The organism is Sphingopyxis sp. sgz302558 (assembly GCF_057220455.1).
In genome coordinates this window covers 504,223-527,917 of the sequence record NZ_JBXPUZ010000002.1, presented here as the reverse complement: position 1 = coordinate 527,917, position 23,695 = coordinate 504,223, and the positions used below count along the sequence as shown (strand labels likewise).

The 23,695-nt window shown below is 61.7% G+C and carries 24 protein-coding genes and 1 tRNA gene; 17 read left to right on the top strand and 8 right to left on the bottom strand.

Annotated features, from left to right (window positions below; genetic code table 11):
- Positions 1 to 12 precede the first annotated feature (12 nt).
- The 4 genes from rpsD (at position 13) to aguB (ending at position 4,402) form a co-directional block, all read left to right on the top strand.
- Positions 13 to 627, top strand: a complete 615-nt coding sequence (gene rpsD, locus AC2TC0_RS08010; protein ID WP_484716981.1) for a 30S ribosomal protein S4 — start codon at positions 13 to 15, stop codon at positions 625 to 627.
- Positions 628 to 892: 265 nt separating this feature from the next.
- On the top strand, positions 893 to 2,551 hold the full coding sequence (locus AC2TC0_RS08005; protein WP_484716980.1) for a M28 family metallopeptidase: 1,659 nt from the start codon (positions 893 to 895) through the stop codon (positions 2,549 to 2,551).
- 4 nt (positions 2,552 to 2,555) lie between these two features.
- Positions 2,556 to 3,536: an agmatine deiminase family protein gene (locus AC2TC0_RS08000; protein ID WP_484716979.1), complete on the top strand. Its 981-nt coding sequence runs from the start codon at positions 2,556 to 2,558 to the stop codon at positions 3,534 to 3,536.
- Positions 3,537 to 3,547: 11 nt separating this feature from the next.
- Positions 3,548 to 4,402 (top strand): N-carbamoylputrescine amidase, encoded by an 855-nt coding sequence (gene aguB / locus AC2TC0_RS07995; RefSeq protein WP_484716978.1) that lies wholly within the window; start codon positions 3,548 to 3,550, stop codon positions 4,400 to 4,402.
- On the opposite strand, the gene AC2TC0_RS07990 is transcribed toward aguB, so the two are convergent.
- Both AC2TC0_RS07990 and AC2TC0_RS07985 read right to left on the bottom strand, forming a co-directional pair.
- Positions 4,399 to 5,118 carry a PilZ domain-containing protein gene (locus tag AC2TC0_RS07990; RefSeq protein ID WP_484716977.1) on the bottom strand — a complete coding sequence of 240 codons (720 nt, stop codon included), beginning with the start codon at positions 5,116 to 5,118 and terminating at the stop codon, positions 4,399 to 4,401. The genes aguB and AC2TC0_RS07990 overlap by 4 nt on opposite strands.
- 137 nt (positions 5,119 to 5,255) lie before the next feature.
- Complete coding sequence (locus AC2TC0_RS07985; protein WP_484716976.1) at positions 5,256 to 6,635, bottom strand: mannitol dehydrogenase family protein; 1,380 nt, start codon at positions 6,633 to 6,635, stop codon at positions 5,256 to 5,258.
- Positions 6,636 to 6,695: 60 nt separating this feature from the next.
- Here AC2TC0_RS07985 and AC2TC0_RS07980 point away from each other — a divergent pair, with 60 nt between their 5' ends.
- The gene (locus tag AC2TC0_RS07980) at positions 6,696 to 6,965 is read left to right on the top strand and encodes a hypothetical protein (RefSeq protein WP_484716975.1); all 270 of its coding nucleotides are present in this window, start codon (positions 6,696 to 6,698) and stop codon (positions 6,963 to 6,965) included.
- A 21-nt stretch (positions 6,966 to 6,986) separates the two neighbouring features.
- On the opposite strand, the gene AC2TC0_RS07975 is transcribed toward AC2TC0_RS07980, so the two are convergent.
- Positions 6,987 to 7,071: transfer RNA gene (locus tag AC2TC0_RS07975), tRNA-Leu, on the bottom strand.
- A gap of 41 nt (positions 7,072 to 7,112) precedes the next feature.
- Complete coding sequence (locus AC2TC0_RS07970; RefSeq protein WP_484716974.1) at positions 7,113 to 8,549, bottom strand: coniferyl aldehyde dehydrogenase; 1,437 nt, start codon at positions 8,547 to 8,549, stop codon at positions 7,113 to 7,115.
- A gap of 160 nt (positions 8,550 to 8,709) precedes the next feature.
- Here AC2TC0_RS07970 and AC2TC0_RS07965 point away from each other — a divergent pair, with 160 nt between their 5' ends.
- Together AC2TC0_RS07965 and AC2TC0_RS07960 are read left to right on the top strand one after the other, a co-directional pair.
- Positions 8,710 to 9,891: an acetyl-CoA C-acyltransferase gene (locus AC2TC0_RS07965; RefSeq protein WP_484716973.1), complete on the top strand. Its 1,182-nt coding sequence runs from the start codon at positions 8,710 to 8,712 to the stop codon at positions 9,889 to 9,891.
- Between the two features lie 148 nt (positions 9,892 to 10,039).
- A complete protein-coding gene (locus AC2TC0_RS07960) occupies positions 10,040 to 10,504 on the top strand; it encodes a hypothetical protein (RefSeq protein WP_484716972.1) in 465 nt (154 codons plus the stop codon).
- A gap of 64 nt (positions 10,505 to 10,568) precedes the next feature.
- On the opposite strand, the gene AC2TC0_RS07955 is transcribed toward AC2TC0_RS07960, so the two are convergent.
- The gene (locus AC2TC0_RS07955) at positions 10,569 to 11,033 is read right to left on the bottom strand and encodes an SH3 domain-containing protein (RefSeq protein WP_484716971.1); all 465 of its coding nucleotides are present in this window, start codon (positions 11,031 to 11,033) and stop codon (positions 10,569 to 10,571) included.
- 121 nt (positions 11,034 to 11,154) lie between these two features.
- Between AC2TC0_RS07955 and AC2TC0_RS07950 the strand changes: the two genes are divergently transcribed.
- The 3 genes from AC2TC0_RS07950 to AC2TC0_RS07940 all read left to right on the top strand — a co-directional run bounded on the left by AC2TC0_RS07950 (position 11,155) and on the right by AC2TC0_RS07940 (position 14,102).
- Complete coding sequence (locus AC2TC0_RS07950; RefSeq protein ID WP_484716970.1) at positions 11,155 to 12,156, top strand: 2-hydroxyacid dehydrogenase; 1,002 nt, start codon at positions 11,155 to 11,157, stop codon at positions 12,154 to 12,156.
- 275 nt (positions 12,157 to 12,431) lie between these two features.
- Entirely contained in the window at positions 12,432 to 13,472 is a 1,041-nt protein-coding gene (locus tag AC2TC0_RS07945) for a 2Fe-2S iron-sulfur cluster-binding protein (RefSeq protein WP_484716969.1), read from the top strand.
- Between the two features lie 72 nt (positions 13,473 to 13,544).
- Entirely contained in the window at positions 13,545 to 14,102 is a 558-nt protein-coding gene (locus tag AC2TC0_RS07940) for a chlorite dismutase family protein (RefSeq protein ID WP_484716968.1), read from the top strand.
- A gap of 19 nt (positions 14,103 to 14,121) precedes the next feature.
- Here AC2TC0_RS07940 and AC2TC0_RS07935 read toward each other — a convergent pair whose 3' ends face one another.
- Genes AC2TC0_RS07935 through AC2TC0_RS07925 form a run of 3 tightly spaced genes read right to left on the bottom strand, consistent with a single transcriptional unit; the run spans position 14,122 to position 17,641 of the window.
- Positions 14,122 to 15,576, bottom strand: a complete 1,455-nt coding sequence (locus AC2TC0_RS07935; RefSeq protein ID WP_484716967.1) for an NAD(P)H-dependent flavin oxidoreductase — start codon at positions 15,574 to 15,576, stop codon at positions 14,122 to 14,124.
- A 53-nt stretch (positions 15,577 to 15,629) separates the two neighbouring features.
- Complete coding sequence (locus tag AC2TC0_RS07930) at positions 15,630 to 16,760, bottom strand: glycosyltransferase family 4 protein (protein WP_484716966.1); 1,131 nt, start codon at positions 16,758 to 16,760, stop codon at positions 15,630 to 15,632.
- Positions 16,757 to 17,641: an alpha/beta fold hydrolase gene (locus tag AC2TC0_RS07925; protein WP_484716965.1), complete on the bottom strand. Its 885-nt coding sequence runs from the start codon at positions 17,639 to 17,641 to the stop codon at positions 16,757 to 16,759. The genes AC2TC0_RS07930 and AC2TC0_RS07925 overlap by 4 nt, the downstream gene beginning before the upstream one ends.
- A 193-nt stretch (positions 17,642 to 17,834) precedes the next feature.
- Here AC2TC0_RS07925 and astD point away from each other — a divergent pair, with 193 nt between their 5' ends.
- The 7 genes from astD (at position 17,835) to AC2TC0_RS07890 (ending at position 23,672) form a co-directional block, all read left to right on the top strand.
- A complete protein-coding gene (gene astD, locus AC2TC0_RS07920) occupies positions 17,835 to 19,289 on the top strand; it encodes a succinylglutamate-semialdehyde dehydrogenase (RefSeq protein WP_484716964.1) in 1,455 nt (484 codons plus the stop codon).
- Between the two features lie 66 nt (positions 19,290 to 19,355).
- A complete protein-coding gene (gene cobA / locus AC2TC0_RS07915; RefSeq protein ID WP_484716963.1) occupies positions 19,356 to 20,147 on the top strand; it encodes a uroporphyrinogen-III C-methyltransferase in 792 nt (263 codons plus the stop codon).
- Positions 20,144 to 20,440 (top strand): DUF2849 domain-containing protein, encoded by a 297-nt coding sequence (locus AC2TC0_RS07910; RefSeq protein ID WP_484716962.1) that lies wholly within the window; start codon positions 20,144 to 20,146, stop codon positions 20,438 to 20,440. Before cobA ends, AC2TC0_RS07910 begins: the two co-directional genes overlap by 4 nt.
- Complete coding sequence (locus AC2TC0_RS07905) at positions 20,437 to 20,862, top strand: hypothetical protein (protein ID WP_484716961.1); 426 nt, start codon at positions 20,437 to 20,439, stop codon at positions 20,860 to 20,862. Before AC2TC0_RS07910 ends, AC2TC0_RS07905 begins: the two co-directional genes overlap by 4 nt.
- 3 nt (positions 20,863 to 20,865) lie before the next feature.
- The gene (locus AC2TC0_RS07900) at positions 20,866 to 22,497 is read left to right on the top strand and encodes a nitrite/sulfite reductase (RefSeq protein ID WP_484716960.1); all 1,632 of its coding nucleotides are present in this window, start codon (positions 20,866 to 20,868) and stop codon (positions 22,495 to 22,497) included.
- Positions 22,490 to 22,900: a DUF934 domain-containing protein gene (locus AC2TC0_RS07895; RefSeq protein ID WP_484716959.1), complete on the top strand. Its 411-nt coding sequence runs from the start codon at positions 22,490 to 22,492 to the stop codon at positions 22,898 to 22,900. The genes AC2TC0_RS07900 and AC2TC0_RS07895 overlap by 8 nt, the downstream gene beginning before the upstream one ends.
- Complete coding sequence (locus tag AC2TC0_RS07890; protein WP_484716958.1) at positions 22,893 to 23,672, top strand: phosphoadenylyl-sulfate reductase; 780 nt, start codon at positions 22,893 to 22,895, stop codon at positions 23,670 to 23,672. The genes AC2TC0_RS07895 and AC2TC0_RS07890 overlap by 8 nt, the downstream gene beginning before the upstream one ends.
- Positions 23,673 to 23,695: the final 23 nt, after the last annotated feature.

Sequence of the window (23,695 nt, the reverse complement as noted above, 5' to 3'; positions counted from 1 at the left end):
ATGGAGTGACATATGTCAAAGCGCCAGAGCGCCAAGTATAAACTCGACCGCCGGATGGGCGAAAACATCTGGGGTCGTCCGAAGTCGCCGGTCAACCGCCGCGAATATGGCCCCGGGCAGCATGGCCAGCGCCGCAAGGGCAAAATGTCGGACTTCGGCATTCAGCTGCGTGCCAAGCAGAAGCTGAAGGGCTATTACGGCGACATCACCGAAAAGCAGTTCAAGAAAAACTATATCGAAGCATCGCGCATGAAGGGCGATACCGGACAAAACCTGATTGGTCTGCTCGAACGCCGCCTCGACGCGCTGGTCTATCGCGCCAAATTCGCACCGACCATCTTTGCCGCGCGCCAGCTGGTCAGCCACGGCCATGTCTATGTGAACGGTGTGAAGTGCAACATTGCCAGCCGCCTCGTGAAGCCCGGCGACGAAATCAGCCTGGGCAAGAAGGCGCAGGATATGGCACTGGTGGCCGAAGCGCAGAGCCTGCCTGAGCGTGACATTCCCGACTATGTCGCCGTCACCGATACGGCCAAGGTCACCTACACCCGCGTACCCACGCTGGACGAAGTGCCTTATCCGGTAAAGATGGAACCCAATCTGGTCGTCGAATTTTATTCGCGCTGATCCGGATCCGGCATCAACGATACAAGAGGGGCGGTCTTGCAGGGCCGCCCTTTTTCGTTTGGCTTCCTGCCGAGCCCTCTACTCCGCCTGCCCAGTGCTTGTTGAAGCGCTGGCATTGCCTTGAGCGGGACGAAAGAAATTGCGCTCCTTCGACAAGCTCGGGACAAACGGTTTGGGAGAAGCGTGCTGGTTCATCCCCTCTCTTGCACGAACCCTTCCCCACTGGCAGGAACCACCTTCGAATTTCCCGATAGGAAGCGTCCCGATGAAATTTCTCGCGCCTACCCTGGCATCTGCCGCACTGCTTACCGCTTGCACCACAGGCGGGACCGACGCCTCCGCCATTCCCGACGTCACCGTTCCCCAAATCTCGCTCAAGACCATGCAGGACGTAACCGGCCAGCTCGCGTCCGACGAATTTGAAGGACGCGCACCCGGCACGCCGGGCGAGGAAAAGACCGTCGCGCTGCTAATTGAGCGCTTTAAGGCAGCGGGACTACAGCCGGGCAACAAGGGCAGCTGGACGCAGGATGTCCCACTGGTTGAAATGACGGCAAAAAATATTAGCCCGCTCACCTTTACGGGCGGCAAGACCCCGCTCTCGCTCGCCTATGGCAAAGAATTTGCCGCGTTCAGCTACCGCGTCCAGCCAAGCGTCAAAGTGAAGGATAGCGACGTCGTCTTCGTCGGCTATGGCATCAACGCCCCCGAAAAAGGCTGGAACGACTACGCCGGAATCGATGTAAAGGGCAAGACCGTCGTTATCTTGATCAATGATCCCGACTGGCAAACCAAGGAAGCCAAAGGCGAATTCAACGGCCGCGCGATGACCTATTATGGCCGCTGGACGTACAAATATGAAGAGGCCGCACGGCAGGGCGCGGCGGCAGCCTTGATCGTCCACGACACCGAACCGGCCGCCTATGGCTGGAATGTGGTCCAGTCGAGTTGGACCGGCACGCAATATCTGGCTGCTTCCGAGAACAATGGCGCAAACGAGACTGCGGCCAATGGCTGGATCCAACTTGACAAGGCGAAGGCGTTGTTCGCCGGTGCCGGACAGGATTTTGCCGCGCTGCGCGAAGCCGCCAAGAAAAAGGGCTTCAAGGCAGTGCCGCTTACCGGCGTCAAAGCATCGCTGTCGCTCGACAATGACATCACCCGTAAAATGTCGAGGAATGTTGTCGGTGTTCTGCGAGGCGCGAACCGCCCCGACGAACATGTGCTCTACACCGCGCACTGGGACCATTTGGGCCGGTGCGAAGCAGTGAATGGCGATGATATCTGCAACGGCGCGATCGATAATGCGACCGGAACTGCCGCGTTGGTGGCGCTAGCCGAGGCACATGCGAAAGCGGGTGCGCCCGACCGAAGCCTGATCTTCCTTGCCGTTACCGCAGAGGAATCGGGGCTGCTGGGGTCTAAATATTACGCCGAAAATCCGGTGTTTCCGCTCGCCACCACGGTCGGCGGCGTCAATATGGACGCGCTGACCGGCGCAGGGGCGTCGCGCGACGTAATCGTTATCGGGCGCGGCAAGTCCGAATTGGACGCCTATCTCGAAAAGGCAGCGACCGGCGACAAGCGCGTACTGGTTACCGAGCCTACCCCTGAAAAAGGCTTCTATTACCGCTCCGACCATTTCAGTCTCGCCAAACTGGGCGTGCCGATGATCTATTTCGATGGCGGCGAAGACCTGCTCGAGGGCGGCACCGCAGCGGGCAAGGCGTGGGCAGCGAACTATACAGAAAAACAATATCACGCCCCGTCGGATGACATGAGCGCGATTACCAGCTGGGACGGGATGATGGCGGATCTGCGGCTCTATTATGCTGTCGGACGTATGCTGGCGATGAGCGAAGCATGGCCCAACTGGGTCGAAGGCGACGAATTCCGCGCGGTGCGCGACGCCAGCCGGAAATAGGCCGGTGACGCTGCGTATGCCCGCTGAATGGGCACGCCATCAGGCGACCTGGATCGGCTTTCCGCACATTGCCGAGGAATGGGCGGGACATATGGACGCGGCGCGGCGCGATTTGGCCGCCTTTGCCGACGCCCTCGCCGATAGCGGGCGCGGCGAAGAGGTGAGGCTGGTCGTGCGCGATGCCGACAGTATGCGCGCGGCGGCGGCGCTGGTGTCAAACCATGTGCGGCTGGTCCAGCATCCGCTAGGCGATATCTGGCTGCGCGACACCGGCCCAATTGTCGTCGGTACAGGCGGAAGCCGCGAGGCGCGCGACTTCGACTTCAACTGGTGGGGCGGCAAGTTCGTGATGTCCGGCGACCGCGAAATTGGCGCAAAGCTGGCCGCCGATACGGGCCTGCCCATCCGCAAATGCCATTGGGTGCTCGAAGGTGGCGGGATAGATGTGGATGGCACCGGCCTCGCCGTCACGACCGAGGAATGCCTGCTCAATCCCAATCGCAACCCCCAGCTCAGCAAGGCCGACATTGAAGCGCGACTTCGCGATGACCTCGGCATTGATCGTATCCTGTGGCTGGGCAAAGGTCTGGTCGGCGACCATACCGATGGCCATGTCGACAATCTCGCCCGGTTCATTGGCGAAGGACGGCTGGCCATTCCGGTAGCGGCCGGCGGCAACGACCCCAACGCCGCTATCTATGCCGACGCCCGCGCGCGCGCCAAGGCGTTTGGCATCGAAGTGGTGCCCATCCCTTCCCCCGGCCGCGTCGTCATCGACGGGGAACTTGTCGCAGCAAGTTATATGAACTTCTACATCGGCAACCGCGTTGTTGTGGTCCCCACCTATGACGTCGCCAATGACGATCTCGCGGTCGCCGCACTCGCCGATCTTTTCCCAGATCGTCGTACCGTCGGCGTATCGGCGCGCGGGATTATCATGGGCGGCGGCAGTTTCCATTGTTCGAGCCAACAGCTTCCGGCATAGCGGTATCCGCCATGACCGACCGCACCATTACCGTTGCCGCGCTCCAGCTCCCGCTGCCGGGCCCCGAGGCTGCGAACATCGACACCGTGTCCGATCTGGTCGCCCGCGCGGCAGCCGAAGGCGCACAGATCATCCTCCCACCCGAATTGTTCGAAGGCCCCTATTTTTGCAAGGTCGAGGATGAATCGCTGTTCGCTACCGCGCACCCGACTGCCGAGCACCCGAGCGTGCGCGCCATGGCCAAGCTCGCCAAGCAATTGGGCGTCGCCATCCCGACCAGCTTCTTCGAACGAGACGGGCCGCACCATTACAATACGCTCGCCATGATCGGATCCGACGGCGAGATTATGGGTATCTACCGCAAAAGCCACATCCCCGACGGGCCGGGCTATGAGGAAAAATATTACTTCCGCCCTGGCAACACCGGCTTCAAGGTCTGGGATGTTTTTGGCACGCGCATCGGCGTCGGAATTTGCTGGGACCAATGGTATCCCGAATGCGCCCGCGCGATGGCGTTGATGGGCGCGGAACTGCTTTTTTATCCTACCGCTATTGGCAGCGAACCCTATGACGCCAGTCTGGATACCAGCCGGATGTGGCGACGCGCCATGCAGGGACACGCCGTATCAAATTGCATGCCGGTGATTGCCGCAAACCGCATCGGTGACGAGGACGGCCAGCATTTCTATGGTCACAGCTTCATCGCCAACGAATGGGGCGATCTGATCGCCGAATATGGCGAAGCGGAAACTGGCGTGCTCGTCGCTTCGTTCGACCTCGGAATGGCCGCCAAGCACCGCGCGGGCATGGGCTTTTTCCGTGATCGTCGTCCTGAGCTATACGGACGTCTGGCGCAGGATTTTTAGCGCGGCGCTGCGTTGCGCTTCTTCTTTGCTGCCGGTGCAGCCTTTTTCTTCGCAGGAACTTCCGGCGGCTCCTGGGTTAACGGCAACCCTTTAGGCTGCGCCGCAGGTTGAAGGTGGCGCACGCTTTCCAACAGGTGTCGCTCCAGCGGTTGGGTCAGCCACAGCCCTGCGCGGCCGTCCCGTGACCAACGCACCACCGCCTCGCGCCTGATACCGCCCGGCAGCATAAGGTTGAGGCGCATTCCCGTCTCTACCGAACCGTCATGGATGATGCCCGCGCCATGCTGCGACAGATTGACGACTTCGATTGGGCGCATGCGGTGATTGACACTGGCCAGCGCGTGCGCATTGACCTCAACGCGCAGCGGGCGATGCCAGCCATTGTCTTTGTCCTCGGCGAGCTGACGCAAAACAAGCTCGCCGTCGATCTCGTCGGTGAATGCGACGCCGCATCTGCCGTCACGCACCCACGCCACTTGGCCGTCCAGTGAGATTTCCTCTGACAACATGATTGTAATGTCTTCGCCGACCGCAACTGGAACATTGGTGGTCAGCATCATGCCGCCGTCGGAGATATTGCGGACCATCCACAGTCCGGCATCGTCGATACGCACAATCTTGGCGATGCGGCAGACGGTGCGGAGCCGCGCGCCGTCGCGGCGGTCATCTTCAGCTTCCGCTATGGGCGGAGCGGAATAGAGGCGTGGTTCTTCCATCGCGGCCTTCCGTTTCCCTTCAACGTGACAAGGCGCCATGATTGAAGGATGCTGTCTGTGTCATGCATGAAAGCGGTAAACAAAGAATTGGAACTGGCACTGCAAAAACCGCAGAAACACCAACGCCCCCGACAAGGTCATAGCGCGTGGAGGCCGGGCAGCAGGCGTACGGCCCTTTCAGTCATCTCGCGAAATAGTGGCTTGCGCCCCAAGTTCCCGAACACCGGTTCATAGTCGCACATCAAGGCCGTCAGTTTATGCCAGTCGGCGCCGGCCAACTGGGCAATGGCGGTCAGACATTCCGCATGTGGATCTTCAACGTCATCAGACGTGCAATGTAGCATCCACGCGGCCACCACAGCCGCCGCTGGCTCAGCGGACCGACCAAGCCGCAATACGTCCGCGATAGTAGGAAGGATTATTTCGCGGATTTGCACTGACCCGTCACAAAGCAAGCCCGCCAACTGCAAATTCAGCGCCGGGTTGGCAAATCGCCGCGTTAATTCAGTGCAATATCGTTCGGGATCAAATCCTTTGAGCGGAGGCAGCGCGCCAGCAGTCTCCACAAAATAGCTATCGAGCAACATGCAGATTTCAGAATCCGCAACGGCGCTATCAAGGCGATCATGCCCTCGCAACCGGCCGCATAGCGCCAACAGCAGCAATCCCCCTTCCAGCAACCGGCGTCGGACCTTTTGAAAGGGCCGCGCCTCGGCCACAAAACTCACCCCAATCGCGGCAAGTGGCACACGTTCAGGCCCCAGATTGTCTTCCAGCACCCATTGCGCAAAGGGCTCGACGGCGACATCAGCACCCCCGATGGCGGTCGAGGCAGGCAAATCGTTGATCAAGAAACGGTCACCAAACACCGCCGGAAAGCGAATGTTCGCGGCAATCCAGTCGGCAAAAGCCACATCATGGGCAACGGCGGCTTCATCAATCAAGCTGGCCAGAATGACGTTGTTCTGATCCAGATTGTCGCAAGCCAATATCGTCAGGCCACCGCTACCAGCGTCGCGACGCGCAGCTAGCCCGGCGACGATCTGGCCAATGGGGTCGATGGCACGATCCCGCCCGGTCGCCCCAGCCGCAGGACTGACGTCATGACAACTGTCGGTGGCTGCAGCGCTCTGTCGATAGGCACTCTCACCAATTGCCACGGTAATCAACTGCGTGCGCGGATCGGCGATGGCGGCAACAACCGCTTCGCCGTCGTGGCGCGCATGCAGCAACCGATGTATCGCGTGGATCGAACGCCGGGTCAGCATCCTACCATGGGCTTCCACCAACACATAGCTGGCATCATTGGCCGCAAGAGCCTGATGGATTGGCCCATCAGACTGGGACACTGCGACAATGCCCCATTCCAGATGTCCCATTGCCAAAATGCGATCGACCAGCGGGGCAATGGCGGTACGAAAGCGGCGCCCCGTACCAAAGTGCACAATGCCTGGCGTTACCGTCCCGCGGTCATAATCGCACGGCATAACGGCCGGCAGATCGGGTTGCCATGACATGTCCATACCCGAGGGACGTAACGCGGCCGGGTAAAATCGGCGTTACCGGTGAACTATCGGATGCACCTACCTTCTGTGCCGGAGACGACGCTGCACAGCTTCACCGCTACACTGGCAGTCGAAAATGAACGACTGGTCCATGACGTACCGGTCAACCAGATTAACTTGACGCGGCGAGTACGTTCGGAAGAACCGCGCGACATGGACGAGCATCTGGAGGAAGTGCGCCGCTTTGCCCGTGCGGTCCTGCTACTTGGAGCACCGCTGCCTGATGCCGAAGATTCGCATTACCGCGCGCGCATCTATCGCGGCATGTCGATGACGGTCTAGAGCCTGTCCGCTGATAAAGGATGGTGCCCCTGGCCGGACTCGAACCAGCACGCCTTGCGGCACTCGATTTTGAGTCGAGCGCGTCTACCAATTTCACCACAGGGGCAGTGGGCGGTCCCCTAATGCCAAGCGGCGCGCCTTGCCAAGTTATTTCTTAAGCTCGCGCGTCAGCGTCTTGTGCGTGGCCGCGCCATAGGGCGGCTTGAACCCGCCCAGTCCTGCCACATCCAGCTTGGGCTGGCGATAGACGGCCTTGGCATGGCTAAACGTCTTGAAACCGTCAAAGCCGTGATAATTGCCCATGCCCGAAGGGCCTACCCCGCCAAAGGGCAAATCTTCCATGGCATTGTGAAACAGCACATCATTGACCGTCACCCCGCCAGAGATGGTGCGGGTCAGCACGCGTTCTTCCTCGCTCTTGTCGGTGCCGAAATAATATAGGCCGAGCGGGCGGTCGTGGGCATTCACATAATCGATGGCGTCATCGATGTGGTTGTAGGTTTTAACGGGGAGAATCGGCCCGAAGATTTCTTCCTGCATCACCTTCATATCATCGGTGGGGTTGCGGATGATGGTCAGCGGCATTTTGTTGCCGTTGCTACTGGCGAAATCCTCGCCGCCCGGATTGACTTCAATCAGATCAGCGCCCTTGTCGCGCGCGTCATCCAGGTAGCTTTGCAGCCGCGCACGGTTTCGCCCGTTAACGACGGAGGTGTAATCATCGTTGGCGAGCAGCGTCGGATACAGCTTGGCCGCACCCGCGCTGACGCTGTCGATCACCGCGCTTTCCTGATCCTTCGCCACCAGCAGATAGTCAGGCGCAAGACAGATTTGCCCCGCGTTCATAAGCTTGCCCAGCGCAATGCGCTCGCCAGCCTGCGCCAGATTGGCCGACTTCCCGATGAAGGTCGGCGATTTGCCGCCCAGTTCCAGCGTCACCGGGACCAGATTGTCCGCGGCCGCGCGCATTATGTGCCGCCCGACGCTGGTCGCCCCAGTGAAAATCAGATGGTCAAAGGCGAGCTTGGAAAAAGCGATCCCGACATCGGCGTCACCAGTGAACACCGCCATTTCGCTTTCGTCAAAATATTTGGGCACCAACGTCGCCATCAGCTCGGACACGCCTTCGGTAAACTCTGACGGCTTGATCATCGCGCGGTTACCCGCCGCCAATACTCCCGCCATTGGCACGAACACCATGCCCACGGGAAAATTCCATGGTGCTACGACGCCGACGACGCCTTTCGGCTGATAAACCACTTCGGCCTTCGCCCCCAACAGCCCTAGCGGAAAAGTCGGCTTGCGCCGCTCGCCGCGTGACCAGCTGGCAAGATGCTTTTTGGCATGTTTGAGCGCACTGACGGACGGCATGATGTCGGTCATCAGCGTCTGCTCCGTGCTGCGGTGACCGAAATCATTGCTGACCGCTTTGGCAAAGTCATCCTTATGATCGATCAGCAGCGCGATGGCACGGTCAATGCGGTCGCCGCGCACGGCAAGGCTTTCGGGCAGCGCTGCGGTAAAACTGGCACGCTGGGCGGCCAGTATGCGTTGCATGCGGTCGGCTTGGTCGATGGCGGCCACGGTCGTCTCCCGATTGTGTTTGGTATGACCGCGTTATGACCACGGCGGCGGCCGAGTTGCAAGATGAAACCGGATTGCCAAGGCTTTGCTGGATTGCGAGAGCGCTGGCGCGGGCTTATAAAGAGCCAACATCAAATCCCCTGCCCTAAGGAAACCCGCCATGACCGATCCGATCGTCTTCCTTTCCTATGCCCGCACGCCGATGGGCAGCATGCAGGGCGCGCTGTCCGACGCTTCGGCAACCGACCTCGGCGCGACGGCGGTAAAGGCAGCGGTCGAGCGCGCCGGGATCGACGGCGGCGATGTCGAACGCATCTACATGGGCTGTGTCCTGCCCGCCGGTCTGGGCCAAGCTCCGGCACGGCAGGCGGCGATCAAGGCGGGCCTCCCCAAATCGGTGCAGGCCACCACCGTCAACAAGGTATGCGGATCAGGCATGCAAACCGTTATCATGGGTGCCGAGGCGCTGGCTGCGGGCAGCGTCGATGTCGTCGTAGCGGGCGGAATGGAATCGATGACCAACGCGCCCTATTTGCTGAAAAAGCACCGCTCGGGCGCGCGCATCGGCCACGATACGGCCTATGATCATATGTTCTTGGACGGCCTAGAAGATGCCTATGACGCGGGACGCGCGATGGGGACGTTCGCGCAGGATACGGCCAACAGCTACCAACTCACCCGCGAAGCGCAGGATAATTACGCCATCGAATCGCTAAAGCGCGCGCAAGCAGCTATAGCGGAAGGCGGCTTTGCCAAAGAAATCGCCCCCGTCACGCTGGCGACGCGCGCCGGCGAGGTGGTGGTCGATACCGACGAAGCCCCCGGCAAGGGCCGCCCCGACAAGATCCCGGCACTGAAGCCCGCCTTTGCCAAGGACGGCACGATCACCGCCGCGACATCCAGTTCCATCTCCGACGGCGCCGCCGCAGTCGTGCTGACGCGCGCCAGCGTGGCTGCGGCGAAGGGCAAGGCGCCCGTCGCGCGCCTCGTCGCCCATGCCGCGCATGCGCAGGAACCCAAGGATTTCACCACCGCCCCCGTCGGCGCAATTCAGCAGTGCTTGGCAAAGGCCGGCTGGACCATCGCCGACGTTGATTTGTTCGAAGTCAATGAAGCCTTCGCCTGCGTCGCCATGTTCGCCATGCACGATCTCGGCATTCCGCACGACAAGATCAACGTCCACGGCGGCGCGACCGCACTCGGCCATCCAATCGGCGCGTCGGGCACCCGCATCATCACCACGCTGATTGCCGCGCTCGAACGGCATGGCAAAAAGCGCGGGGTGGCCAGCCTGTGCATAGGCGGCGGCGAGGCGACGGCAGTGGCGGTTGAGCTGATCTGACCGCGTCGGCGCCGCGGCAGTTTGCGACAATTTGCGACACTAATGTCCTGAAAATAAACGTCCCGTTCCGGTTGGGTTCAAAGCGGATCGCCTAATCCCTTCCTTGTCACCGGGCTTTGCCCCTGACTGACAAGGAAGGAATAGCACGATGAAAAAAACTGTGATTCTCGGCAGCGTAATGGCCGCCATGCTCACCCCCGTCGCTGCGCAGGCGCAGAACCGGGAAATTCGCGAAGAACGCCGTGATGTGCGCGAAGAGCGCCGCGAATATAATCAAGCGCTCCGTTATGGCGACCGCGGTGATGTGCGCGAAGAACGGCGCGAATATCGCGATGCCCAGCGCGACCTGCGCGATGCAAAGCGCGATTGGCGTCAGGACCGGCGTTACGGCAACTATCGCGCGCCCTTTGCCTATCGCCCGTTCGTGGTCGGCGTGACGCTACGTCCCAATTATTACGCTGCCGCTTATCGGCCGGGCTGGGACGCACGCTGGGGTCTGCCGCGTGCCAAGCGCAATCAGGTGTATGTCCGCCACTATAACGACCTGCTGCTTGTTAACGAGCGCAACGGCCGCGTGGTGCGGGTCTATCGCAACCACTTCCGCTGGCGCTAAGCCTGCCGGATGGGGGAGGAGGGCCGGGTTCTGGAGAGCGCCCGGCCCTCCTTTTTCCACCCAATCAATCGCCCCAAATGGCGTCGGTGGAAATCCAACCGCGTTTGCCGCGCACATCAAATAGGCACCAGCCGTCATCACAATCGGTGATGCGCCCGACCACGCCGGCTTCGGCCCGGTAAGCGACAGTCGCGTCACTCCGCGCCTCGCTACGCATCGCGGCGGGCCCGATCGTCACAATGGCCGTCCGCGTCCGACTCAGCAGCCGCGATGCCATCCAGCCGGTGGTGCCATCGGGATCCTCCACCTTGCGCCACGTTTCATAGCGCGCGACCACCCGCACCGGCAGGTCGCGGCGGCGATATTCCCAGATAACCGGCACATCGGGCGACGGCCCCTTGCGCATGCGCGCTTCGTCAACGGCAATCGACGCCCAATAGGGCAAATCGTCGGACTGGGCGCCGACCGGCAATGCCGCGCCGATCGCTACCACCAACCCCAACACCCCAAAAATTCCCGCCATCCGCATGGTTAATCCCATGCCAAAGCGCTGGCGCGATGACAACTGCCACGCAGCGGACCGCGCAGCATTATCCACCGCCGCGCGCACATGCTCTTGACCCGCGCGCAGGCGGGCGCTCTATCGGCGCATGGCCGACCTCACCCCCCGCCCCAAACGTCCGCGCGTCATCGTCACCCGCCAACTGATGCCTTCGGTCGAGGCACGCATGGCCGAATTGTTCGACGTCGTCCTGTCCGCTCACGACGCCGCCTTCAGCGCCGAAGATCTGAAGAGCGCGGTCGCCGACTGCGACGTGTTGGTGCCGACAGTGACCGACCGCATCGACGCCAATGTCTTGGCGGAGGCGGGCGAGCGGTTGAAGCTGATCGCAAATTTCGGTGCCGGGGTCGATCATATCGACCTCGCCGCCGCACGCGCCAAAAACATCATGGTGTCCAACACTCCCGGCGTGTTCACCGAAGATACCGCCGACATGACAATGGCGCTCATCCTGTCGGTGCCGCGCCGCCTGGCTGAGGGCGAGAAGTTGATGCGCTCGGGCCAGTGGCAGGGCTGGGCGCCCAGCGCGATGCTGGGCCACCGCGTCAATGGCAAATTGCTCGGTATCATCGGAATGGGGCGCATCGGCCTTGCGGTGGCGCGGCGCGCGCGCGCATTCGGGCTGTCGATCCATTACCACAACCGCAAGCGCCTGCCCGAGGCGATTGAGGCCGAGCTGGGCGCCAGCTATCACGCTAGCGTCGACACGCTGCTGCGCATCGCCGATATAGTCACGCTGCACTGCCCGCACACCCCCGAAACGCACGAGCTGGTCAGCGCGGCGCGCATTGCCGCGATGAAGCCCAGCGCTTACCTCATCAACACCGCGCGCGGCGAGGTGGTTGATGAGGACGCCCTGATCAATGCGCTGACCCACGGCGGCATCGCCGGCGCCGGGCTCGATGTTTACAACCATGAACCAGCGGTCGATCCGCGCCTGCTCGCGCTAGACAATGTCGTGCTGCTGCCGCACCTCGGCTCGGCAACGGTTGAAGGGCGCGAAGCATCGGGCGAACGCGTCATCGCCAATATCCGCGCCTGGTGCGACGGCCACCGCCCGCCCGATCAGGTGATCGAGGGTTGGGCTTAACAAGCGCGAGCTAGCCCCACCCTGTCCGTGCTCCGGGAACTAGGCGCTGGCAGTGGCGCATGTTGCACGCCGAATCATAACAAAAGTCGAACCGACGACATTTAATCGTCGCAAATTGAAAAGCCTGGCCAGACCGGCCCGCGCTAACCGCCGTGGAACGCGCTCGACGCGTGCTGGCAGTGCGCGCGTCGCGGAAAGTTTGGAGCAGCCCAATGTCGTTAGCGATTGCGTCGCCGTCTCATTCTTCGTGGCACCAATATACAATCATCCGGATTGTGACCGAAAGCGAAGTAATCCGGTCTTTCTATCTTGAACCTTCCAATGGACAGAGATTTGCACCGCACCGCGCCGGTCAGCATTTACCGATCCGGTTGAACCTGTGCGACGGCACATCGCCGATACTGCGAACCTACACATTGTCGGTGGCGCCTTCGGCAGCGCAGTTGCGCATTAGCGTGCGGAAACTGGGGCTGGGTTCAAGCCATTTGCATGAAGAGATTACCGTAGGCGACACCATTGAGTGCCGCGAACCGGCCGGCGATTTTACCATCGATTGCGAGCCAACTTATCCCGCAGTGATGATCGCGGCCGGGGTTGGGATTACCCCGATATTGGCTATGATCAGCCATCTCGTCGACGAAGGCGAACGAACCGGCGCGATGCGTCCGGTGATCTTGTTCTACGCGGCCCGATCCAAGGTCGAGCGCGCCTTCGATGCCGAACTAAGCCAGCTGCGCCGACGGGCGCGCGGCAAGCTGACGATGATCCGTCTACTGCAAGACACCGACAATGCAGTGATCGGCTTGGATTATGAAGAACAGGGCAAATTGACCACCTACATTCTGAGCAAGTATCTCGGTTTCCGAAAGCATGATTTCTATTTGTGCGGGCCACCATTGTTCATGCAGGCTGTCTACGACATGCTGTTGGGGCTTGGCGTCGCGGACAGCCGGATCTTCGCCGAAGCTTTTGGCCCGGCGTCGCTGCAACGGCAGCAGGAAGCTCGCTGTACTGTGCCTGCGATCCGACCGTCAGCAGTCCCGGTTGACGTTGTATTCAATGCGGCAGGGGACCAGGGCAACTGGTCACCCGAAGCGGGCAGCTTGCTGGAATTTGCCGAAGCATCCGGCCTCAAACCCGAATTCGGCTGTCGTGTGGGCGCATGTGGCGCCTGCAAAACACCACTGCTCGCAGGGGCAGTGGCCTATTTCCGGGAAACATCCGCTACGCACGCCGCTAACGAAGTGCTGATATGCAGCGCAGTCCCGGCGACGGTTGACGATGGCACCAGCAAGCTTGTGCTGGACATACGATGACGGCAATTTTGCCGTGCTGCTAACCGCGTGGCCAGCGGCACCGCGCATTTGCACCAACCAGGAACAGTTGTCATGACCGATCGTCCAACCATTACCCTGACCCAATTTGTCGGTGCCGATCATGGCCAGTGGCAAATTACGTCCATTTGCCCGTTTCGCGGAGAATCTCTGCCTTCGGCACCCTTTCTGGCAATCGATACCGATGCTGATCCGCAAGCAGCCGTTTGGACATTGCGCGGGGCGGGCAGCAACCTGCGCTACACCACCGCGCACGAACGATCGATGCTGCAAGCCAAACAGGAAGGATTGGGGCGCCCGTCGGCAACCCGCGCGGCACTCATCCCAATCCGCAAGGCGGCCGAATGGTGGGCCATGGCGCAAGACGAGCGGCGCGGCGTGTATGAACGCGGCTCGCATTTGCCGATTGGGCTCGATTATCTGCCCGGCGTTGCGCGCAAACTCTATCATTCGCGCGATCATGGCGAGCCGTTTGATTTCCTCACCTGGTTCGAATTCGCCCCCGAGCAAGAGGCAGCGTTCGACCATATGCTCGAACGGTTGCGCGCCTGCGCCGAGTGGGACTATGTGGATTGGGAAGTTGATATCCGCTTGACCCGCGCTGACGCTTGAATGGCGGAGTTGGGGACGCTCAATCTCCCGTCAAAATCCGTTCGACCAATTGCTTCATCGTGGGGGTGAAGTTGTTGGAATAAAATGGGTCAGTCTTGAAATTGTAGGCGACATGCCCGGCGAACATCAGATTGTCGTCGATGCTTCCGCCGTGCGCGATGTTCTGCAGCCCCTTTTGAATGCAGAAACTGCGCGGGTCGGCGAGATAACCGGTCGAAAAATCATCATGGTCCTTCCATGATGAAAAACCGCAATGCGACAGGCAACCCATGCAGTCGGTCTGGTCCTTGTGGATCTCCGCTTTCATTTCCGGAGTTTCAAATACCAGCGTATCGTCCGGCGTCTTGAGCGCCGCAGTGTATCCGGCATTCATCCATTCGCGCGCCTTGGCCTCGCCCGCTTCACAGACCCAGTATTTCTTGCGATCAACCTCCAACCGCACCGGCGTTTCCGGGCTTTCCTGCTTACCAAAGGCAATCTGGCGCTGGGACCGCGCCTCGAGCATGCGCAGGAAAGGATTGCGCACCGCGCTGGAATAAAAGCCAGTGGGCGAAAATTTCTGCAGCAGCACGTCATCTTCGTCCAGCGTGCGCAAATGGTCTTTCCACGCCTGGGGGATCGGGCTTTCGACGGTCAGCAGCGGGCGGGTGCCAAACTGGAAGGCGATCTGCCCCAGTTCCGGATTGTCGATCCAGTCATTCCAGTCGCGCAAGTACCAGACGCCCCCGGCCATCACGATGGGCAGGTCATCCGATATCCCCTCGGCACGCATGACCTCGCGCAGCGCCTTGACGCGGGGATAGGGGTCTTCGGGGTTGCGCGGGTCCTCGGCGTTGGACAAACCATTGTGACCGCCCGCAAGCCAGGGGTCCTCATACACAACCGCCCCGAGCAGATGCGGCACCTTGTGATAGGCGCGTTTCCAGAGCGCGCGAAAGGCGCGCGCCGAGCTGATAATCGGCAGGTAGAGAACATTGTGCCGCGCCGCGATTTCGGAGAGTTTATAGGGCATACCAGCGCCGCAGGTGACGCCAGTCACCAGCCCTGGGCAGTTTTCCAGCACGCCTTCCAGCACGCGCTGCGCCCCGCCCATTTCCCACAGGACGTTGATGTTGATCGCACCCCTGCCGTTCGCCATTTCATGGGCGCGCTTGATCTGTTCGGTCCCGCCCGCGATGGCGTAGGCGATCAGTTCCTCGTGCCGTTCGGCGCGGGTCTTGCCATGATAGGTTTGCGGGATGACATCGCCATCGGCGTCATAGCTGTCGGCGTTCACGGCGGACACAGTGCCAATTCCGCCTGCCGCTGCCCAGGCCCCGCTCGACATATGGTTCGTCGCAGATACCCCTTTGCCACCTTCGACCAGCGGCCAAACCTCACGGCCGCCGTAAACAATCGGCTTCAAACCCTTGAACACAAATGACCTCTTGATGTCGGGCCTGCTTTCTCTCCCCCGGCGCAGACCGAACCGCATACCCGCGTTAGCGCGCCTTGCCGCAATATTGAAACAGATTCGCGCCAAATGCGTCAGGCGGTGAACAACGACCGGCCCCCAAGCGCGTCGGCGTAGAGCTGGTCATAGGCGGTAACCATGGTCTGCTCATCGAACAATTGGGCGGCACGCACCGCATTGGCCGCGCCGATCCGCTGGCGCAGTTTGGCGTCAGAGGCGAGATGGTCAAGGACCGTCGACAGCTGATGGGGGTCACTGACAATGAAGGGCTGATTTTCCTCTGAAACCATGGCCTTCACATCGCCAACATCATAGCTGGCAATCGGCTTGCCCGCTGCCATCGCTTCGATGACCGCAATTGGGGCTTGTTCGCTCAACGAGGACAGCGCCAAAATGTCGAAATCACCAATCCAGCGGTGCGGCTCTGCCATGAAGCCGGGCATCACGAAGCGATTGTCCCAGCCGCAAGAAATTGCGCACGCGATAATCTCCTGCCGTTCCGGACCTTCACCCACAATGGCCAGCTTGACCCTTTTCTTGACATGACCGGCAGCAATAACGAGCGCGGGCAAATTCTTGACTTTTCGCAACCCGGCCACCGTGCCAATCACCACATCGTCAGCGGTGCGCTCAAGCTGCGGTATTTTCACATCGGGCGGGCCAGCATAGCGCGCGACGTCAATGCCGTTGCGGATCAGGGCCGCTTCCCTGCCCCACTCGGCGCTTGATATCCGCGCCAGCAATTCCGACGGCACCACCAGCGACTTTGCTGTGGGCAGTGCTAGCCGCCTGAACGCATTGCGCTTCCAGTTGCGCTTGACAGCTTCATCCTCGTTGAACCCGTCTTCATGGTGGATGAGCGGCGGTAACGGCATGAAGGGCGACAGCAGGCGGTGCGCCATCACCCCGTCCATCGCGCCCCAATTATAGCTGAGCACCAAGTCGAAACCCTGCATGTAGCGGGCGAGCGCCCGGTATCGGTGCAGCCCGGGCCTGCCGTGCAAAGTCGGCGCCGCCGTCCCTGGAAATTCGACCGCAATATCCGACGCGATCGCCGCGCGCGCGCCTAGTGCGTCGGGGGTCGCCGACAAGATGACATGCTCTGCCCGCGGCCCCATCAGGTTCATCAACCGCGTCGCCCGCGCCTCCTTACCGCCGAGCGTAAAGCTGGAATGGAGGTGCAGTATGCGCGCGGGCGCCGTCATGCGCCCAGTTTGGCCAGCCATGCGGTAATCGCTGTCCGTGCTTCGGGTTCATCGAGCGTCGGGGCATGTCCAACGCGCGGCACCGTACACAGAGCGCCACCGTGCGCGCGCGCCAGCATTTTCTTGGCGGTCGCCGCTGCCAATATGTCCGACAATTCCCCGCGCACAATCAACAAAGGGTGCGCCGCTAGCGCGTCGAAGGCAGGCCACATATCAATCCCCGCCTCACCGCCGGGCAGGCGAAACGGCGCAGCGATCTGTTTGTCATAGTCGGCGACGATCCGGCCCTCGGGGGTCAACCGGTGGGTGCGGTGCACCATGCGCAACCAGTCGTGGATGTCGTAATCCGGAAACACGCTGGCGTTGATTTCGGCTGTCTGACGCGCGGCGTGAAGCCACGTCGGCTGGCTTGGCGCACTGCCGACATAGGTGCGAATGCGATCGAGCCCAGCTGATTCAAGCTCGGGCCCGACGTCGTTAAGCACCGCCCCGGCAAAGCGCGCCGGCATTGTTCCTGCCAGCAGCATCGCGACCAGTCCGCCCAGCGATGTCCCAATGACGGCGAAGCGATCCCACTTCAGGCTGGAAAGCAATAAGGCGACATCCTGCACATAGGTGAGCGGCACATAGCTCATTGCGTCCTTGGCATAGCCGCTGTCGCCGCGCCCACGAAAATTGACCGTCGCGACCGGACCATGTTGCGCCAGCTCCGGTGCCAGCAATTCGAAATCACGCGCATTGCGCGTAAGGCCGGGCAGACACAATATTGGCAGCGCGCTCTGATCAGCGCCATACAGGCGGCAATGCAAACGGATTCCGTCGCCCGACCACCAAAAATGATCGATCCAATCGGTTGGAACTGGCCGGAGCTGCGCCGTCAAATTCAGTCCTTCTCGCTGCGGGACACCAGAAACGTCTATCGCGGCAAGGCGCGGGTGACGCAAGCGTTGCAGGCGACGGCTTTCGCGGCTAGGGACAAGCGCATCGCCGGTCGCCCCCCAGTCTGTTCGACTGGCGCGCGCTTGACTGGCCATCGTCGGCACGGTCCGAACGCTGGGGGATTCAGATAGCTTTATGAGCGGCGAGATTGTTTCATTCGAACCAGCCACTGGCAACGAGCTGTGGCGGGGCAACATCAGCAATGTTGACGATGAGGTTATGGCGGCGCGCGGGGCATGGGCCGAATGGGCCGCCAAGCCGCTGACCTTTCGCGTCGAGACGCTGCGGCGCTTTGCCGACCGGGTGAAGGCTGAAGGCGACAGGCTTGCTGACCTCATCGCGCGCGAGACCGGCAAGCCGCTTTGGGAAGCCAAGACTGAAGTCGACTCGGTCGCCAATAAGGTCGATATTTCGGCACAGGCCTATGGCGAGCGCACCCCCAACCGCCGTATCGACGGGGCCATGGGCATGCGCAACGCGCTGCGCCACAAACCGCACGGCGTGCTGGCAGTGCTTGGTCCCTATAATTTTCCCGCGCATCTGCCCAACGGGCACATCGTTCCCGCGCTGATTGCCGGCAATGCAGTGGTGTTCAAGCCATCGGAAAAGACGCCTGCGGTCGGCGCGATGCTTGTCGATCTTTATCGACAAGCGGGCGTGCCCGAGGGCGTGGTACGGCTGGTCATCGGCGGCCCCGACGAAGGCAAGGCGCTCGCGGCGCATGAAGGCATCGACGGCTTGTTGTTTACCGGATCAGCGCGGACGGGCATTGCGCTCAACCGGCAATTCGCCTCGCGTCCTGACAAGATGCTGGCACTCGAGCTGGGTGGTAACAATCCGGTGGTGGTGTGGGACACCGCCGAACTCACCGGCGCCGCCACGCTCGTCGCGCAATCGGCATTCTTGAGCGCCGGACAGCGCTGCACGGCTGCGCGCCGCCTGATCGTCCATGACGATCTGGCCGACCGCTTTATCGACGAGGTGAAGGGTATTGCGGGCCGTCTAATCATCGATGAACCGCATGCCACCCCCGCGCCTTTCATGGGGCCTGTGATCGACAACGACGCCGCCGACAGCTTGACCGAGAGTTTTCTCGAGCTGATGTCCAACGGCGGCAAGGTGATCAAACATTTGGCGCGCCCGGTAAAGGGGCGTCCCTTTCTGACCCCCGGCATCATCGATGTGACTGGTATCAAAGAGCGTCCCGATGCCGAGCTGTTCGGTCCGGTGTTGCAGGTGATCCGCGTCGGATCGTTCGAAGAGGCGATCATCGAGGCCAACAACACCAAATTCGGCCTTTCCGCTTCACTCATTGGCGGGACACCCCAGCTGTATGATCAATTCTGGGCCAATGCGCGCGCCGGGGTGATCAACTGGAACCGCCCGACCAATGGCGCGTCTTCGGCCGCCCCCTTTGGCGGCATTGGCCTTTCGGGCAATCACCGGCCAAGCGCCTATTATGCCGCCGATTACTGCGCCTATCCTGTCGCAAGTTCGGAGGCGGAATCGGCGCGCGCCAGCATCGGCGTGGGTCTTCGCGATCCCGAAGGCGACGGTGACCGCCCCAATCTGGTGCGCAAGGGCGCATAGCTGACCTTTAGTCTGGGCAATTATCGCTGATTTGCCCCGATCGGCCAGACGGCCCATCTTGCTGCCATGCATGACGCTCCCCTCCCCCTGCACCGCGCGGGCAAAATCTGGCTGGTCGGTGCAGGGCCGGGCGACCCCGACCTGCTGACAGTGAAGGCGGCCCGCCTGATTGCCGGTGCCGACCTGATCGTCCACGATGGGCTGGTCGATGCCGCGATTTTGGCGCTGGCTTCACCGCACGCCGAGCTGGTCTCGGTCGCCAAACAGCGCAGTCGGCACACCTTGCCGCAGGATGGCATCAATGCGCTGCTGGTCGATGCGGCACGCGCCGGACGCGATGTGGTGCGGCTGAAGGGCGGCGATCCGTTTATATTTGGGCGCGGCGGCGAAGAGCTGGAGGCGGCACGCGACGCCGGCATCGCCTGCGAAATCGTTCCTGGTATCACCGCCGCTACGGGTTGCGCGGCTGCCGCTGGCCTCCCCCTCACCCACCGCGACCATGCGCACAGCGTCAGCTTTGTCGCGGGGCAGTGCAAGGACTTGACCGATCAGGACTGGTCGGGCCTCGCCGGCCATGGCCGCACGCTGGTTGTCTATATGGGCATCGCCACGGCAACAGCGATCGCTGACAAACTGATGGCCGATGGTGTTGCGCCCGATCTTCCCGTCGCAGTACTAGAAAAAGGAACGCGCGCCGACCAGCGCGCGCTGCGCACGCTGCTCGCCGATCTGGGCGATATGGTGGTGCGCGAGGGTGTTAAGAGCCCTGCGCTGATTGTTATCGGTGCGGTCACGGCGCTTGCCGATGCCGACGACCGGCTTCACGCACTGGCCGCCGAAGCGGAGAAGACTCTATGAAAATCCTGACCGGAAACGACCTCGCCAGCGGAGCGGTGACCTGGTGGACCGGCAGCGGCTGGTCGCGCCATGTCGAAGATGCCGTGGACGTCGGCGAAAGCGGCGACGCTATATTGGCAGCCGAGGAAGGCGCGCGCCGCGTCAATGCCCCCTATATCATCGCCGCCGAAGCCACCCCGCAAGGCCCGCGCCCCGCGCATATTAAGGACCGCGTCCGCGCGCTGGGGCCCACGGTGCGCCCTGACCTTACATTAAAGCCCGCCGATCCGGCCGCAGGCGACTGGGTGATTTGATGCGCGCCCTGGTGCTGACCCTGCTGCTCGCAATAGCCATGCCGGCTATCGCCGCGCCGCAACCTGCCAGTCCGGCGGATACCATGGTGGTCGAGCGGACCTATTTGAAGGCCGCGCCGGGCGTTCGCGAAGCGCTGGCCAAATTCATTGTGGCCAACTGGTTTGCAATGGACCGCACCGGTCTCGACCAAGGGCTCTTCACATTTTACCGGCTCTCGGAAAATCTGGACCCTGTCGCCGATTGGGATTTTGAGGTCGCGGTCGGCTATCCCACCGCCGAGGGCTATCAAAACCGCGAAACGCAGGGCCGGTTCGAGGCGATCCGACAGGCGCACACCATCATCTTGATCGACGGCAAGGGCCTCAGCGAGCTCGGGCGCATCGTTCGCACCGACCGCATTCGCCCGCGCGAAGGAAGCTGACTCATGTATAAATATGACACTTATGACCAAGCCATGGTCGATGCACGCGTTGAGGAATTCCGCGATCAGGTGCGCCGCCGCATGGCCGGTGAGATCACCGAGGACCAGTTCAAACCGCTGCGGCTGATGAACGGTCTTTATCTGCAACTCCACGCCTATATGCTGCGCGTCGCCATTCCCTATGGCACGCTCGACAGCCGCCAGATGCGCATGCTCGCGCATATCGCGCGCAAATATGACCGCGATTACGGCCATTTTACCACGCGCCAGAACATCCAGTATAACTGGATCAAACTGGAAGAGTGCGGCGACCTGCTAGCCGATCTGGCCAGCGTCGAAATGCATGCCATCCAGACCAGCGGCAATTGCATCCGTAATATCTCCTCCGACCAATATGCCGGGGCCGCTGCCGACGAAGTCGCCGACCCGCGCCCCTGGGCCGAGCTGCTGCGCCAATGGTCGAGCTTCCACCCCGAATTCAGCTTCCTGCCGCGCAAGTTCAAGATTGCCGTCATTGCGTCGGACGAGGATCGCGCGGCCATGCGCCTCCACGACATCGGTATCCAGCTGGTCGAGCGCGACGGCAAGCTCGGCGCGGCCTTCTACGTCGGCGGCGGGATGGGCCGCACCCCGATGATAGCACCGCTGATCAGGGATTTTGTGCCGATCGAGGACTATCTCAGCTACGCCGAGGCGTGCCTGCGCGTGTACAACCGCTATGGTCGCCGCGACAATATCTACAAGGCGCGGATCAAAATTCTCGTCCATGAAATCGGTGCCGACGAATATCGCCGCCAGGTCGAGGAGGAGTTTGTCCACGTCAAGACGCTGGGCATCGATCCGCCCGCCGCCGAATTGGAGCGCATAGCGGCCTACTTCGCACCGCCGGCCTTCGATGCCGATGCCGCCGCGCCGCTGGATCGCAGCGACCCCGATTTCGCCGTGTGGCTCGACCAGAATGTGAAGCCCCACAAGGTGCCGGGCTATGCCATCGTCAATATCAGTCTGAAGCCCGTCGGCGGCATTCCCGGCGATGCGTCCTCGGCGCAGATGGACGTGATGGCTGACCTCGCCGAACGCTACAGCTTTGATGAGCTGCGCGTTACGCATGCCCAGAATATTGTCCTGCCGCATGTGGCCAAACGCGACCTCCATGCTGTGTGGTCGGCGCTGCGCGATGCCGAGCTGGCTGATGCCAATCTCGACCTGATCAGCGACATCATCGCTTGCCCTGGCCTTGATTATTGCAGCCTCGCCAACGCGCGCTCGATACCGGTCGCGCAGAAAATCGCGCGGCGTTTCGCCGATTTGGATCGCCAGCGCGAACTGGGCGAGCTCAAGCTCAAAATCTCGGGCTGCATCAACGCTTGCGGCCATCACCATGCCGGACACATCGGCATTTTGGGCGTCGACCGCAAAGGCGTCGAAAATTACCAGCTCCTTCTCGGCGGTTCGGGCGCGGAGGATGTGTCGCTCGGAACCATCACTGGCCCCGGCTTTGACGAGGATGGCATCGTCGATGCCGTCGAACGCGTCACTGACAAATATCTCGAGCTGCGCGCGGACGGCGAACGCTTTGTCGACACTTATCGCCGCACCGGCATGGCCCCGTTCAAGGAGGCGATTTATGGTTGAGCATCTGACCAGCGGCGAAGAACCCTGCGTCACCCTTGACGCCTTCCTGACCCAGTCGAATGCCACCGCCGTGCGGCTGGAGCCCGACGAGGATGCGCGCGCACTCATCCCTTTTCTCGATCGGCTCCAGCTGATCGAGATCGCCTTTCCCAAATTCCGCGACGGACGCGGTTATTCGGCGGCGCGCATCTTGCGCGAGTCGGGTTTTACCGGCGAATTGCGCGCGCAGGGCGACGTGTTGGTCGACCAGATCGCTTTCCTGCAGCGCTGCGGCTTTGACAGCTTTGCCCCCGAAAAGCCGCTCAATCCCGCCGATGTCGAAGCGGCGCTCAAGCGTTTCCCGCACGCCTATCAGCGCGCAGCTGATGCCGCTGTGCCGATCTGGAAACTGCGGCATGGCTAAGGCCGCGCGCCAGCTTGACGTCATTGACACCGCGCCGCCTTTCATGGCGTCCGACGCTGCACAGCTGAATGCACGCTATGAAGGCGTCGGTACGGCGGACATGCTCGCCAACCTACTTGCAACCCGGCCCTTCGCAAATGTTGCGGCGGTGTCCTCCTTCGGCGCAGAGTCGGCAGTTTTGCTCCACCTGATCGCGCAGATTGACAAGTCGGTGCCGCTGATCTTCGTCAACACGCAAAAGATGTTTGCCGAAACGCTGCTCTACGTCGATGAACTCAGCGAGCGGCTGGGCTTCACCGATTTGCGCGTCTATCGTCCCGACCCGCTGTTGCTCGCAGCGCGCGATGCGACCGGGTTGCGCTGGTCCTATGACCCCGACGGCTGCTGCGACTTGCGCAAGAGCGAGCCGCTTCGCCGCGCGCTCGCAGGCTTCGACGCATGGATTTCGGGGCGCAAGGCGTTTCAGGCCAAAACCCGCGCCGCGCTGCCGCGCTTTGAGATTGATGAGGGTCGCCTCAAGATCAACCCCCTCGCTGATTGGGACAAGGCACGGATCGACGCCTATTTCGCAGAGCATGACCTGCCGCGCCACCCGCTCGAAGCGCAAGGCTATCCCTCAATCGGTTGCTCGCCCTGCACGTCTAAAGTTCTCCCCGGCGAAGACCCGCGCGCGGGCCGCTGGCGCGGGTGGGACAAGGTCGAATGCGGCATCCACGGCGAAGTGACGCCGCTGCCGGGCGGGGACGATCCGGCGAACGATCCGATTTTCTGACGCAGTGCTCCCAATATCTGCGC

What these genes read in the sequence shown, in the direction of transcription:
- aguB (WP_484716978.1), top strand. Translation starts at nt 3,548, where the DNA reads ATGACCGACCGCACCATTACCGTTGCCGCGCTCCAGCTCCCGCTGCCG.
- AC2TC0_RS07950 (WP_484716970.1), top strand. Translation starts at nt 11,155, where the DNA reads ATGGCCGACCTCACCCCCCGCCCCAAACGTCCGCGCGTCATCGTCACC.
- AC2TC0_RS07990 (WP_484716977.1), bottom strand. Translation starts at nt 5,118, where the DNA reads ATGGAAGAACCACGCCTCTATTCCGCTCCGCCCATAGCGGAAGCTGAA.
- rpsD (WP_484716981.1), top strand. Translation starts at nt 13, where the DNA reads ATGTCAAAGCGCCAGAGCGCCAAGTATAAACTCGACCGCCGGATGGGC.
- AC2TC0_RS07980 (WP_484716975.1), top strand. Translation starts at nt 6,696, where the DNA reads ATGCACCTACCTTCTGTGCCGGAGACGACGCTGCACAGCTTCACCGCT.
- astD (WP_484716964.1), top strand. Translation starts at nt 17,835, where the DNA reads ATGAGCGGCGAGATTGTTTCATTCGAACCAGCCACTGGCAACGAGCTG.
- AC2TC0_RS07985 (WP_484716976.1), bottom strand. Translation starts at nt 6,635, where the DNA reads ATGTCATGGCAACCCGATCTGCCGGCCGTTATGCCGTGCGATTATGAC.
- AC2TC0_RS07895 (WP_484716959.1), top strand. Translation starts at nt 22,490, where the DNA reads ATGGTTGAGCATCTGACCAGCGGCGAAGAACCCTGCGTCACCCTTGAC.
- AC2TC0_RS07960 (WP_484716972.1), top strand. Translation starts at nt 10,040, where the DNA reads ATGAAAAAAACTGTGATTCTCGGCAGCGTAATGGCCGCCATGCTCACC.
- AC2TC0_RS07930 (WP_484716966.1), bottom strand. Translation starts at nt 16,760, where the DNA reads ATGACGGCGCCCGCGCGCATACTGCACCTCCATTCCAGCTTTACGCTC.
- AC2TC0_RS07965 (WP_484716973.1), top strand. Translation starts at nt 8,710, where the DNA reads ATGACCGATCCGATCGTCTTCCTTTCCTATGCCCGCACGCCGATGGGC.
- AC2TC0_RS07910 (WP_484716962.1), top strand. Translation starts at nt 20,144, where the DNA reads ATGAAAATCCTGACCGGAAACGACCTCGCCAGCGGAGCGGTGACCTGG.
- AC2TC0_RS08005 (WP_484716980.1), top strand. Translation starts at nt 893, where the DNA reads ATGAAATTTCTCGCGCCTACCCTGGCATCTGCCGCACTGCTTACCGCT.
- AC2TC0_RS07955 (WP_484716971.1), bottom strand. Translation starts at nt 11,033, where the DNA reads ATGCGGATGGCGGGAATTTTTGGGGTGTTGGGGTTGGTGGTAGCGATC.
- cobA (WP_484716963.1), top strand. Translation starts at nt 19,356, where the DNA reads ATGCATGACGCTCCCCTCCCCCTGCACCGCGCGGGCAAAATCTGGCTG.
- AC2TC0_RS07940 (WP_484716968.1), top strand. Translation starts at nt 13,545, where the DNA reads ATGACCGATCGTCCAACCATTACCCTGACCCAATTTGTCGGTGCCGAT.
- AC2TC0_RS07890 (WP_484716958.1), top strand. Translation starts at nt 22,893, where the DNA reads ATGGCTAAGGCCGCGCGCCAGCTTGACGTCATTGACACCGCGCCGCCT.
- AC2TC0_RS07900 (WP_484716960.1), top strand. Translation starts at nt 20,866, where the DNA reads ATGTATAAATATGACACTTATGACCAAGCCATGGTCGATGCACGCGTT.
- AC2TC0_RS07935 (WP_484716967.1), bottom strand. Translation starts at nt 15,576, where the DNA reads ATGCGGTTCGGTCTGCGCCGGGGGAGAGAAAGCAGGCCCGACATCAAG.